Source organism: Streptomyces pristinaespiralis, from assembly GCF_001278075.1.
Taxonomy (GTDB): domain Bacteria; phylum Actinomycetota; class Actinomycetes; order Streptomycetales; family Streptomycetaceae; genus Streptomyces; species Streptomyces pristinaespiralis.
Window position 1 is genome coordinate 6,105,111 of record NZ_CP011340.1, and the last position, 12,005, is coordinate 6,117,115.

Annotated in this window: 11 protein-coding genes and 1 pseudogene; 7 read left to right on the forward strand and 5 right to left on the reverse strand. The window is 72.5% G+C overall.

What is annotated here, in order from left to right:
* Window positions 1–99: 99 nt before the first annotated feature.
* Window positions 100–1,728 carry an alkaline phosphatase D family protein gene (locus SPRI_RS25995; RefSeq protein WP_005318372.1) on the forward strand — a complete coding sequence of 543 codons (1,629 nt, stop codon included), beginning with the start codon at window positions 100–102 and terminating at the stop codon, window positions 1,726–1,728.
* A 95-nt stretch (window positions 1,729–1,823) separates the two neighbouring features.
* On the opposite strand, the gene SPRI_RS26000 is transcribed toward SPRI_RS25995, so the two are convergent.
* The gene (locus SPRI_RS26000; RefSeq protein ID WP_037774817.1) at window positions 1,824–2,825 is read right to left on the reverse strand and encodes a Gfo/Idh/MocA family protein; all 1,002 of its coding nucleotides are present in this window, start codon (window positions 2,823–2,825) and stop codon (window positions 1,824–1,826) included.
* An 88-nt stretch (window positions 2,826–2,913) separates the two neighbouring features.
* Between SPRI_RS26000 and SPRI_RS26005 the strand changes: the two genes are divergently transcribed.
* The 4 genes from SPRI_RS26005 (at window position 2,914) to SPRI_RS26020 (ending at window position 7,193) form a co-directional block, all read left to right on the forward strand.
* Complete coding sequence (locus SPRI_RS26005; protein ID WP_005318376.1) at window positions 2,914–4,338, forward strand: Bcr/CflA family multidrug efflux MFS transporter; 1,425 nt, start codon at window positions 2,914–2,916, stop codon at window positions 4,336–4,338.
* A gap of 305 nt (window positions 4,339–4,643) precedes the next feature.
* On the forward strand, window positions 4,644–5,654 hold the full coding sequence (locus SPRI_RS26010; protein ID WP_053557369.1) for a small ribosomal subunit Rsm22 family protein: 1,011 nt from the start codon (window positions 4,644–4,646) through the stop codon (window positions 5,652–5,654).
* A 39-nt stretch (window positions 5,655–5,693) separates the two neighbouring features.
* A complete protein-coding gene (locus SPRI_RS26015) occupies window positions 5,694–6,311 on the forward strand; it encodes a TetR/AcrR family transcriptional regulator (protein ID WP_005318380.1) in 618 nt (205 codons plus the stop codon).
* Between the two features lie 123 nt (window positions 6,312–6,434).
* Window positions 6,435–7,193, forward strand: a complete 759-nt coding sequence (locus tag SPRI_RS26020; protein WP_005318382.1) for a bifunctional DNA primase/polymerase — start codon at window positions 6,435–6,437, stop codon at window positions 7,191–7,193.
* 153 nt (window positions 7,194–7,346) lie between these two features.
* On the opposite strand, the gene SPRI_RS26025 is transcribed toward SPRI_RS26020, so the two are convergent.
* Window positions 7,347–8,342, reverse strand: coding sequence for a hypothetical protein (locus tag SPRI_RS26025; protein ID WP_053557370.1), 996 nt, complete (start codon window positions 8,340–8,342; stop codon window positions 7,347–7,349).
* A gap of 279 nt (window positions 8,343–8,621) precedes the next feature.
* Window positions 8,622–8,954 (reverse strand): annotated as a pseudogene (locus SPRI_RS39490) (hemin ABC transporter ATP-binding protein); the annotation flags it as partial.
* Between the two features lie 105 nt (window positions 8,955–9,059).
* On the opposite strand from SPRI_RS39490, the gene SPRI_RS26035 reads away from it, so the two are divergent.
* Window positions 9,060–9,884, forward strand: a complete 825-nt coding sequence (locus SPRI_RS26035; RefSeq protein WP_053557371.1) for a PhzF family phenazine biosynthesis protein — start codon at window positions 9,060–9,062, stop codon at window positions 9,882–9,884.
* Here the strand turns inward: SPRI_RS26035 and SPRI_RS26040 are convergent.
* Together SPRI_RS26040 and map are read right to left on the reverse strand one after the other, a co-directional pair.
* Window positions 9,874–10,536: a biliverdin-producing heme oxygenase gene (locus tag SPRI_RS26040; RefSeq protein ID WP_005318388.1), complete on the reverse strand. Its 663-nt coding sequence runs from the start codon at window positions 10,534–10,536 to the stop codon at window positions 9,874–9,876. The genes SPRI_RS26035 and SPRI_RS26040 overlap by 11 nt on opposite strands.
* Before the next feature lie 135 nt (window positions 10,537–10,671).
* Window positions 10,672–11,529 (reverse strand): type I methionyl aminopeptidase, encoded by an 858-nt coding sequence (map, locus tag SPRI_RS26045; protein ID WP_005318390.1) that lies wholly within the window; start codon window positions 11,527–11,529, stop codon window positions 10,672–10,674.
* A 58-nt stretch (window positions 11,530–11,587) separates the two neighbouring features.
* On the opposite strand from map, the gene SPRI_RS26050 reads away from it, so the two are divergent.
* Window positions 11,588–11,824 (forward strand): hypothetical protein, encoded by a 237-nt coding sequence (locus SPRI_RS26050; RefSeq protein ID WP_005318392.1) that lies wholly within the window; start codon window positions 11,588–11,590, stop codon window positions 11,822–11,824.
* Window positions 11,825–12,005 lie beyond the last annotated feature (181 nt).

A 12,005-nucleotide genomic window follows, 5' to 3' on the forward strand; every position in this document is an offset into this window, starting at 1 on the left:
ATCTCATCCGACCGCCATGCGGATGTTGTGTCCCCGACAACGCGGATTCGTCGGCTCCGGCTGCAATGCGACTGACAACAGCCGTAAGGGGAGGGCCACATGACACCCGCGCACACGTCCCACTCGCCCGAGCTCAGAGCGGCCGCCCGGCACTTCGGGCGACGCACCTTCCTCACCGCCACGTCCGCCGCCGCCGCGCTCGCCTTCGCGGTGAACCTGCCGGGCACCGCGCACGCCAGTACGGTCAACGGCCGCAAAATCACCGAGAACCCCTTCACGCTCGGTGTGGCGTCCGGCGACCCCCAGCCCGCGTCCGTCGTGCTGTGGACGCGCCTCGCGCCGAGGCCGTACGAACCGGGCAGCGGCATGCCCGACGCCAGGGTCCAGGTCCAGTGGGAGGTCGCCCACGACGCCGCGTTCGCCCGGATCGCCAAGCGGGGCAGCGTCACCGCCTTCCCCGAGTTCAACCACAGCGTCCACGTCGAGGCCACCGGCCTCGAGGCGGACCGGGTCTACCACTACCGCTTCCGCACCGGCACCTGGATCAGCCCCGCCGGCCGCACCCGTACCGCTCCCGCCCCCGGTGCCGTACTGGGCCGGCTGAAGCTGGCGGCCGTGTCCTGCCAGGCGTACCACGACGGTTACTTCACCGCGTACCGGCACCTCGCGGACGAGGACCTCGATGTCGTCTTCCACCTCGGCGACTACCTCTACGAGTACGCCGTCAACTCGGCGGGCGGCGCACGCAACTACACCGACCGCGTCCTGCCGGCCCACTTCAACCGCGAGACGGTCACCCTGGAGGACTACCGGCTGCGGTACGGCCTCTACAAGTCCGACCCGGACCTCCAGGCCGCCCACGCCGCGCACCCCTTCGTCGTGACCTGGGACGACCACGAGACGGAGAACAACTACGCCGACGAGACGCCCGAGAACGGCGTGCCGCCGGAGGAGTTCCTGCTGCGCAGGGCGTCCGCGTACCGGGCGTACTGGGAGAACCAGCCGCTGCGCGCGCCGCAGCAGCCGGCCGGTCCGGACATGCAGCTCTACCGCCGGCTGCACTTCGGACAGCTGGCCCAGTTCGACGTGCTGGACACCCGCCAGTACCGCTCGGACCAGGCGTACGCCGACCGGGCGCACGTCTCGGGACCCGAGTCGGAGGACCCGTCGCGCACGATGACCGGCGCGCAGCAGGAGCGCTGGCTGATCGACGGCTGGCGCGCGTCCACCGCCGTGTGGAACGTCGTGCCGCAGCAGGTCAACTTCTCCCGGCGCAGCCTGGACCTCACCGACGACCCCAAGCTCAGCATGGACGCGTGGGACGGCTACCCCGCCTCCCGCGACCGGGTCCTGGACGGCGCGAAATCCGCGGGCGTGGAGAACCTGATGGTCCTCACCGGCGACGTGCACGTCGCGTACGCCTACGACATCAAGCGCGACTACGAGACGCCCGGCGCGGAGATCGTCGGCACCGAGATCGTGGCCACGTCCGTCTCCAGCGGCAAGGACGGCGCCGACAAGCCGGCCACCTGGGACACGTACACCACGGCGAACCCGCACATGAAGCTCTACAACGGCCGCCGCGGCTATGTGACGGTCACCCTCGACCAGCAGCAGGCACGCGCCGACTTCCGTGCGGTGGCCGCCGTGACGACGCCGGGCGCGCCCGTGTCCACGATCGCGTCGTTCGTGACGCAGGCGGGGAACCCGGGGCTCCAGCAGGTGTGATCCGGCGTCCGGCACGTCGTGCGACGTGCCGGACGGCCCGGCCGGTCCCTGTGGCGGTCCCCGCCGCCGAAGGGGTCAGGCGGTCGTGCGCGGCGTCATCCGCCGTGGCTCTCGCCCGGGAAGCGGACGCCGATGCGCTCACGCACCGCGTCGAGCGTCCGCATCACGGCGAGCGTGCCCTCGAGCGGGACGAGGGGCGACTCCTTCTCGCCCGCCCGCACGGCACGCATCACCTCGGCCGCCTCGTGGTGCAGCGAGTCCCGGCGGCCGTCGAAGAGGAACTCCTCCGGGTCCTTGCCGTCGCGGTGCAGGACGAAGCGCTCGGGGAAGAAGAAGCCGTCCGGGACGTCGATCCGGCCGGCCGTACCGGTCACGGAGGCCGTGACCGGGGTGCCGGCCGTGATCGAGCAGGACAGCAGCGCCGTCGCGCCCTTGTCCGGCCAGCCGAGCAGCATCCCGGTGTTGAGGTCCACACCTTCCGGGGACAGCAGCGCGTCCGCCTGCACCCGCTCGGGCTCGCCGAGCAGCAGCAGCGCGAACGCGACCGGGTAGACGCCGAGGTCGAGCAGCGCGCCGCCACCGAGCGCGGGGTCCCGCAGCCGGTGGTCCGGGGCGAACGGGCCCGCCAGTCCGAAGTCGGCCTGCACGGTACGGACGTCACCGATGGCGCCCTCGCGGACCAGCTCGGCGATGCGGCGGACGGCCGGGTGGCAGTACATCCACATGGCCTCCATGAGGAACGTGCCGTGCAGACGCGCCAGTTCGACGAGCTCCGCCGCCTCGGCCGCGTTCAGGGTGAAGGGCTTCTCGCACAGCACCGGCTTCCCGGCCGCCAGACAGAGCCCGGCGGCGGCCCGGTGCGCGGAGTGCGGCGTTGCGACATACACCACATCGACGTCCTCGTCGGCGGCGAGCGAGGCCCAGTCCCCGTACGCCCGCGGTATGCCGAAACGGTCGGCGAAGGTCTTCGCGGACGCCTCGGTACGGGAGGCCACCGCCACGACCTCGGCGTCGGGCATGGCCGACAGGTCCTCGACGAACCTCGCGGCCATGCCGCCGGTCGCCAGTACGCCCCACCGCACGGTGTTGCTCGTCACTCGCCCACCCCTGTTCACGCCGAAAACGTCTCGATCAGTCCGGACGAGCTGAGAGCATAGATGTTGAAAATAGGATTAGGAGCTGTAGATGCCGGAGAGCGGCCAGAGCAAACAAGGACGAACCACTCATCCCGGACCGGCATCCGCGCCCCCGGTCTCCGCCGCGCCCCCGGTCTCCGGCGTGGTCCCCGCCCCGCGGGACGCCGCAACGACCGCCGCCTCGGTCCCTGTTACCGACGCCGTCACCGGCCCTGTCGGCGGCTCAGGCACGGTCGCCGGGTCCGTCACAGGACCGGTCGCCGCCGCACGCCGGGCGGGGCTCCTCGTCACACTGGTCCTCGGCGGCCTCACCGCGCTGCCGCCGCTGTCCATGGACATGTACCTCCCGGCGCTGCCCGCGGTCACCGACTCGCTGCACGCGCCCGCGGCGACCGTCCAGCTCACCCTCACCGCCTGCCTCGCCGGAATGGCCCTCGGCCAGCTCGTCGTCGGCCCCATGAGCGACAAGTGGGGACGCCGCCGCCCGCTGCTCGTCGGCATGCTCGTCTACGTCGTCGCCACAGCGATGTGCGCCTTCGCGCCGACCGTCGAACTGCTCGTCGGCTTCCGCCTGTTGCAGGGACTCGCGGGCGCGGCCGGCATCGTCATCGCCCGAGCGGTGGTGCGCGACCTCTACGACGGCGTGGAGATGGCCCGGTTCTTCTCCACCCTGATGCTGATATCCGGCGTCGCACCCGTCATCGCCCCGCTCATCGGCGGCCAGGTGCTGCGCGTCACCGACTGGCGCGGCATCTTCGTGGTGCTCACCGTCGTCGGCGTCCTCCTCACCCTCGTGGTCGTCAAGTGGCTCCACGAGACCCTGCCGGTGGACAAGCGGCACAGCGGCGGAGTGGGCCAGGCGCTGCGCACCATGCGCGGGCTCCTCGCCGACCGGGTCTTCACCGGCTACATGCTCAGCGGCGGGCTCGCCTTCGCCGCGCTGTTCGCGTACATCGCGGCCTCGCCGTTCGTCGTGCAGGAGATCTACGGCGCTTCGCCGCAGACCTTCAGCCTCCTCTTCGGCCTCAACTCGATCGGCCTGATCGCCGTCGGCCAGATCAACGGCCGGCTCCTCGTCGGCCGGGTCAGCCTGGACAAGGCCCTCGGCTTCGGCCTCGCCGTGATCACGCTCGCGGCGACGGCGCTGCTGCTCATGACGACGGGGGTCTTCGGAGAGGTGGGCCTGTTCCCGGTCGCGGCGGGCCTGTTCGTGCTGATGTCCGCGATGGGGCTGGCGATGCCCAACACCAACGCGCTGGCCCTGCTGCGCACGCCGCACGCGGCGGGCTCGGCGTCGGCGCTGATCGGCACGGCGTCCTTCCTCGTCGGCGCGGTCGCCTCGCCGCTGGTGGGCATCGCGGGCGAGTCGACGGCGGTGCCGATGGCGGTCGTGCAGGTGGTGTGCGGGGTGGGGGCGATGCTGTGCTTCCTGCTGCTGTGCCGGCCGTGGAGGGCGAGGGCGGGGGCGGTCTGACGGGGCGAGGGGTGTGCGGGGGTGCGTGGGCGCCTGCGGCGGGCTTGTTCCCCTGCCCGCCCCTTCCCGTAACCGGGCTCCGCCCGGACCCCTGTACCGCGCTCCGCGCGGTGTTTCGGAGCTCCTCCCCCTACGCCTGGCCGGCGTGGGGGGACCCCCACCGGGCCCCGCGTTTCAAACGCCGGCGGGGCTGGAGTCGCCTGGCGACCCCAGCCCCGCCCGGCGCTTGAGGGCACCGCGCAGCGGCCCCCCGCCGCCCCGCCCGCCATGACCTTCCGGCGACGCCACCCGCGTACACTTTTCCGGTGAACGCCGCCCCCGCCCCCACCGCCGAGACCCTGCGCAGCGCCCTCTCCGGGCTGCTGGACGGGCTGCCGCCCACGCAGGCCGCGCAGGCCGTCGAGCGGCTGATCGCGAACTACCGGGGGGACACCCCCACCGACGCGCCCATCCTGCGGGACCGGAGCGACGTCGTCGCCTACGCCGCGTACCGGATGCCCGCCACCTTCGAGGCCGTGCGGGCCGCGCTCGACGCGTTGCGGGCCGCGGCCCCCGGCTGGGTGCCGGGCACGCACACCGACATCGGCGGCGGGACCGGTGCCGCGAGCTGGGCGGTGGCCGACGCGTGGGACGAGGCACCGCCGAGCACGACGGTCCTGGACTGGGCCGAGCCCGCGCTCGCGCTCGGCCGGGAGCTGGCCAGCGCCTCACAGGTGCCGGCCCTGCATGCCGCCGACTGGCAGCGCTCGCGGATCAGCTCGGCGCTCCGCGTCGAGAGCACTGATCTCGTCACGGTGTCGTACGTCCTCAAGGAACTCGACCCCGCCGCCCGCGCCGCCGTCGTGGCGGAATCCGCGCGTGCGGTCGGCGAAGGGGCCGTCGTCATCGTCGAGCCCGGCACCCCCGACGGCTACGCGCGGATCATCGAGGCCCGCGACGCCCTGATCGCCGCCGGGATGCACATCGCCGCGCCCTGCCCCCACAGCGCCGCCTGCCCCATAGAGCCCGGCTCCGACTGGTGCCACTTCGCCGCCCGCGTCTCCCGTTCGTCCCTGCACCGCCAGGTGAAGGGCGGCTCGCTGGCGTACGAGGACGAGAAGTTCAGCTACGTGGCCGCCACCCGCTTCCCGGTGGAACCGGCGGCCGCCCGGGTCACCCGCAAGCCGCAGATCCGCAAGGGCATGGTGCTGCTCGACCTCTGCACGGAGGGCGACGGACTGCGCCGCGACACGGTGACCAAGCGGCACGGCACGCTCTACAAGAACGCCAGGGACGCCGAGTGGGGCGACGCCTGGCCGCCCAGCACCGCAGAGTGAGACGAGACGTCTCGGCTCAGTCGTTGCTAGATTGACCGCATGACCGAGATGAAGGCACCCGACTCCGCCCGCCGCAGCGAACGCTCCCGCCGCGCGATCTACGAAGCTGCCCTCGCCCTCGTCGGTGAGATCGGCTACCCCAAGACCACCATCGAGGGCATCGCCGCCCGTGCCGGTGTCGGCAAGCAGACGATCTACCGCTGGTGGCCCTCCAAGGCGGCCGTGCTCCTCGAGGCGTTCCTCGACATGGCCGACCAGGCGGTGCAGGAGGCGGGGCCCGGCGGGTACGAGCTCCCCGACACCGGGGACCTCGAGGCCGACCTCCGCACGGTCCTGCGTGCCACCGTCGACGAGATGAACACCCCCGTCTACGACGCCCCCGCCCGCGCGCTCGCCGCGGAGGGAGTGGTCAACGCCGAGGTCGGCGCCCAGTTCGTCGAAAGGCTGCTCGAGCCGCAGCTCCAGCTCTACGTCACACGGCTGCGCGCCGCTCAGGAGGCCGGCCAGGTGCGTGGGGGCATCGACCTGCGCGTCGCCCTCGAGCTCTTCACCGGGCCGCTCGCCCACCGCTGGCTGCTGCGCACCCTGCCCCTTACGCACGAGTACGCCGACCGGATCGTGGACTTCGCCGTGAACGGCCTCGCGCCCCGGGACTGACCCCGTGCGCCCCCGGGATGACGACGTGCCCCACCCCGGTTGAGGACTGTGGCCACCCGAGGAGCAGGATGGTGGGACCATGGCAGGGTCCGCGTGGGGCGAGCGTGAGGTGTGAGGGGATAGATGGGCGACGGTATCGGCCGCTACCGCGGCACGGAGGGCAGGCCTTCCCGGGAGAGCAGGCTGGCGCAGTGGCTGCGCCGCCGCGGCGGGAACACGGACGCGGAGGACTCGCAGCGCGAGGACCTGCTGCTGGCCGCCGCTGCCGCCGGACTGCCGCTCGCGCCCGCCGCCCACCCGGTCGGCTACCGCTGCTCCTGCGAGCGGATCGGCTGTCCGACGCCGGCCACCCACCCGATCTCGTTCGCCTGGCAGACCCAGTCCACGACCGACAGGGCGCAGATCCAGCGCTGGGCGCAGGGCCAGCCCGAGGCGAACTTCATCACCGCCACCGGCATGGTGCACGACGTGCTCGACGTCCCCCTGGAGGCAGGCCGGGGCGCGCTCGCCCGGCTGCTCGAGCGGGGCATCGACGTCGGCCCGGTCGCCGAGGTCGGCGAGGACCGGATGCTGTTCTTCACCGCCACCCGGGGCACCCCGGAGGACGAGGACGAATGGTGGCCCTGCGCACTGGACTGCCATCCCGAGACGATGGACGAGCATCCCGGCCTGCGCTGGCACTGCCGGGGCAGCTACGTCCTCGTACCGCCCGCCCGTCTCCCCGGCGACGGTGACCTCGCGGTCGCCTGGGTCCGCGGCCCGGAGCATCCGCTGCCGGACCCGCTGACCCTGCTGGAGACGCTGACGGACGCCTGCGCGAAGTACGCCGGCGAGAACGAGGACATCGACCACCACGCGGCGGCCTGGCCTCTCGGCCGCTGAGCCCCCCCGCCGCGCCCGCCCCCGGGCCGCGCCAGCCACGCCCGCCCCCGGGGTCGCGCCCACGGTGCGCCGTGCCGGACGGCGGACCCGGCCGCCGTCGTGGGGACGGTTCTCCCGGAGGGGGAGACGGCCGCCGGGGGACGGCGAGCGCCGTTACGACCCCTTGGCCGCCGTCAGACCCGTCAGGCGGCCCACAACCTCCACCGCCTGGCCGGGCTCGGCCCCGTTGCCCGGGGGTACCAGGACCGCCTGGCTGGAGACCCGCTCCTTGGTGATCGTGTCCTTCACCGTGCCGGTCAGCAGCGCCTTGACGTCCGGTACGACCTTCAGCTGCACGCCCTTCGCGGCCGTCTGGCGTTCGAAGTTGCGCACCGAGAAGAAGACGAAGGCGTTGCCGTCCCGCGTCATCAGACCCAGCGGTCCGAAGTTGCCGGTGTCCAGCGGCTGGTCGAGGTACTGGGTGCTCAGACCGGGCACGTTCGTGGTCTTCTTGCGCTCCTCGCGCCAGGCGGAGGTGTGCGGGCCGGGCTTGAAGTGGTCCGGCTTCCCGTCCTGCATGTACGAGGCGTACTCCTCGCTCAGGTTGCGGGGCGCGACCGCCAGTGCCGCGCTGTCCGGGGCGACGGGCTCCGCGTAACCGTCCTTGTCCGTCTTGAAGGCCGGGATCTGCCGGGGGAGCATGATCGTCAGATAGGCGGCCTTCCACCCCTCGTCCGCGCCCGCGCGCACGAAGACCAGCACCCAGCGGTTGTCCGCCGCGGTGTCGTCCTGGTCGCGGTTGGAGTCGGTGTCCGCGACGAACCAGCGCGGCCAGCCGGCCTTCTTGGGGATGGTGAACTTCGCGTCGGTCAGCTCCAGCGGCACATGATTCGGGTTGCCGTCGGGGAAGTTGACCTGGCGGGCCTTCAGGCCGGCCTGGTTGATCGCGCCGAGCGCGCCGGTGACATGAGCCGCGTCCAACGCCGGGTCGTAGGCCTTGTCGGCCTTGTTGTACGCCTCCGTGAACGCCGAGAGGGCCTTCGCCGCCTCGTCCTTCGTCGCCGAAGGGACGACTTCCAGTTCCCCGTGGACCGTCACACACGCGCTCGCCGTCAGGGACAGTACCGCCGTCGCCGCGAGACCCGTCGCCGCCCGACCCAGCCTTCTCATCGGTTGCCTTCTGCTCCTCGACCCCCATGGACCGTCCGAACCCTACCGGGGCCCGTGACAGGCCGGACGCCGGGACCGGATACAGCGCCCACACCGTGACCTGGCAGACGGCCGGTGCCGGCGGAAAGCCGAACACGCCCCGGGGCGGCGGCCCGTGCTGGCCGCCCCGCCGGGACCGTCCGCGCCGGGACGGCCGGGCTCACGACGGGCGTTCCGGCAGGACGAGCGGCACCCCGTGCGGGGATGGCGCAGGCCCTCGACCGGCTGCCGGCAGACCCTCTCGGTCGCCGCCGCGGCGGCCGCGACGGCCGCGTCGTCCTCGTCCTCGCCCGGCGTGCCGGACCAGGGGGCCCGGCCCATCCGTACGGCGTCCTCCACCGCTCCGGGGAACGGCAGTTCCGCCGACTGCGGCAGCACCGAGCCACCGGCCATCGCCGCCAACAGGGCCGAATTCCCCGCCCCGTCGAGGCCTGCGAGTGCGAGGATCTCCCCGGCCCGCACCGGCATGGCGACGTCCCTGAGTACGTCCTTGGCCCCGAGCCGTACGCACAGCCCGCGCACCTCGACGAGCGGCCTCGAGGTCCGGGCGAAGGGCACGTCAGGCACGCTGATCGCCGACGTCGGCACCGTGGGCCGGGAGACCGGCAAGGTGGCCGGCTACGACAGTTCGCCGCCGGGAGGCCGCCCGTTCCTGAGCCGGGATGCTTGAATGCCTGCGTGAACGAACTCGACGCGCTCGCCGGACCCGAGGTTCTCGACGTCCTCCACGTCTTCTGCGGCGGTGACGGGCGGCACGGCAACGCCCTCGGCGTCGTGCGTGACGCCCGTCGCCACCCGGACCGGGGGGCCCGGCAGGCGCTCGCCGCCGAACTGGGCTTCAGCGAGACGGTGTTCGTGGACGACCCGGAGCGCGGCACCGTCGACATCTACACGCCCACGCAGCGCCTGCTCTTCGCCGGACACCCCCTCGTCGGCGTGGCCTGGCTGCTGGACCTCCAGGCCGTGCGCCCGCCGGCGGGCGAGGTGTGGGTGCGCGACGACGGCGAGTTCACGTGGATCACGGCCCGTGCCGAATGGGCGCCGCCGCGGCGGCTCGTGCGGTACGCGTCCCCCGCGGAGGTCGACGCGCTTCCCGTGCCGTCGCCCGCCGAGGGCAGGCTGTACGCGTGGGCGTGGCAGGACGAGGCGGCGGGCCGGGTGAGGGCGCGGGCCTTCGGGCCGCGCGGCGACCACGCGGTGGAGGACGAGGCCACGGGCGCGGCGGCGCTGCTGCTGACCGAGCGGCTCGGCCGGGCGCTGAACATCACTCAGGGCCGGGGGTCGCAGATCCTGACGGCCCCCGGCCCCGACGGCATCGTGGAGATCGGCGGGCGCGTGCGCCTCGCGGCGCCCGCGCCGGTGTCGGCACCCCCGGCCGGGCCCGCGTCCGGGGCGCCGTCCGCAGAGGGGCGGCGGCCCGCTCCCACCGCGCGGATGACTCTTGCGCGCAGCGAGCGGACCCGGCTGCCGCACGCGGTGACCATGCCGGAGGTCACGCGCTGAGCGGGAACTCCCGCTCGAGGTCCCTCAGGATGGCCACGTTGTGGTCGAAGGCGACCCTGCACTCCTCGATCATGCGCTGCTTCTCCAGGTCGTCCACGTCGACCGCGTCGAGCAGTTCGCGGTAGCCGCGCTTGAACGCCGCCGGGTTGGCGATCTGCTCGAAGACGTAGAACCTGACGCCGTCGCCCTTGCGGTCGAAGCCCCAGGTCTTCTCCGCCACGTCCCGCAGCACCTGGCCTCCGGAGAGGTCGCCGAGGTAACGGGTGTAGTGGTGCGCCACATAACCCGCGGGCCACGTCCGCGCGCACTCCTCGATCCGGGCCGCGTAGGCCGCCGTCGACGCCAGCGGTACGAGCTCCTCCGGCCGGACGCCGGCACCCCGCAGATGCCCGAGGTCGCGCTCCAGCTCCGCTGTGCGCATCAGCTCGGGCCTGATGAAGGGCCCCGCGACCGGGTCGTCCTTCAGCGTCCCTGCCGCGCCCTCCAGCGCCCGGTAGACGAACCACAGCTCCTCGGTGTACCGCGCGTACGCCTCGACGCTCAGCCGGCCGCCGAGCAGGTCGTCCATGAAGGACGACATCTGCACGGTCGTGTGGCGCTCGTGCGAAGCGAGGCGGATGAGCGTCGAGAAGGGCGTGCCGGTTGCATCCAAGGCGGGCCTCCAGTGACCGGAGAGGTCGGGAACCAACGGCAGCGGCTGTTGCCACCACCGATCCTGCTACTTAGGCTTACCTAAGTCAACGTGTTCCCGACGATCTGTCGGTAAAGACGTTACCCACCTCCGAGGTCAGGGCAACGTAAGGATTTCCGCCCCGGTGTCCGTCACCACCAGCGTGTGCTCGAACTGCGCGGTGCGCTTGCGGTCCTTCGTCACGACCGTCCAGCCGTCGTCCCACATGTCGTACTCGTACGTCCCCAGCGTGAGCATCGGCTCGATGGTGAACGTCATCCCCGGCTGGATCACGGTGGTCGCGTGCGCCGCGTCGTAGTGCGGGATGATCAGCCCGGAGTGGAACGACGAGTTGATGCCGTGCCCCGTGAAGTCGCGGACGACCCCGTAACCGAAGCGCTTGGCGTACGACTCGATCACCCGGCCGATGACATTGACCTGGCGGCCCGGCCGGACCGCCTTGATCGCGCGGTTCAGCGACTCCCGGGTGCGCTCGACGAGGAGCCGCGACTCCTCGTCGACGTCGCCGCAGAGGTAGGTGGCGTTGTTGTCGCCGTGGACCCCGTTGATGTACGCGGTGACGTCCAGGTTCACGATGTCGCCGTCCCGCAGCACCGTGGAGTCCGGGATCCCGTGGCAGATGACCTCGTTGATCGAGGCGCACAGCGACTTCGGGAAGCCTCGGTAGCCGAGCGTCGACGGGTAGGCGCCGTGGTCGCACATGAACTCGTGCGCGACCCGGTCCAGTTCGTCGGTGGTCACCCCCGGGGCGATGTGCTTCGCGGCCTCCTCCATCGCCTGCGCGGCGATGCGGCCCGCGATACGCATCCGCTCGATGGTGTCCGAGTCCTGGACCTCCGGCCCGGAGTAGGGGGTCGGCGCGGGCTTCCCGACATACTCGGGACGCCGGATGTTGCCGGGGACGGATCGGGTGGGAGAGAGCTCCCCTGGTACGAGCAGCGACTGGCCAGACATGGCAGCGAGTCTAACCAGGCCCGCTGGGGCAGCATGGCCTCAGAGGAAGGAGCCGACGATGGCCCTGTTCAAGAAGCGCACGGTGGGCAAGCCGGGCGAGTGGTACTACTGCCTGCAGCACAAGAAGGTCGAGGAAGGCCCGGAGTGCCCCGCGAAGGACCGCTTCGGCCCGTACGCGTCCCGTGTGGAGGCGACGCAGGCGATGGAGACGGCGCGGGAACGGAATCTCGAGTGGGAGAACGACCCGCGCTGGCACGACGGGGCGGGTCGCCCGTCGGACGACCCGGGGACGTAGCCGGGAGCGGAGCGGGTCCGCTGCGCGGTGCCGTTTCCCCACCCCGCCCCTTCCCGAACCGGGCTGCGCCCGGACCCGTACCGCGCTTCGCGCGGTGCCGTTCGAGGCGCGAGGGTCCGGTGGGGTCCCCCCCACGCCGCCAGGCGTAGAGGGAGGAGCCCCGGTTACGGGAAGGGGCGGG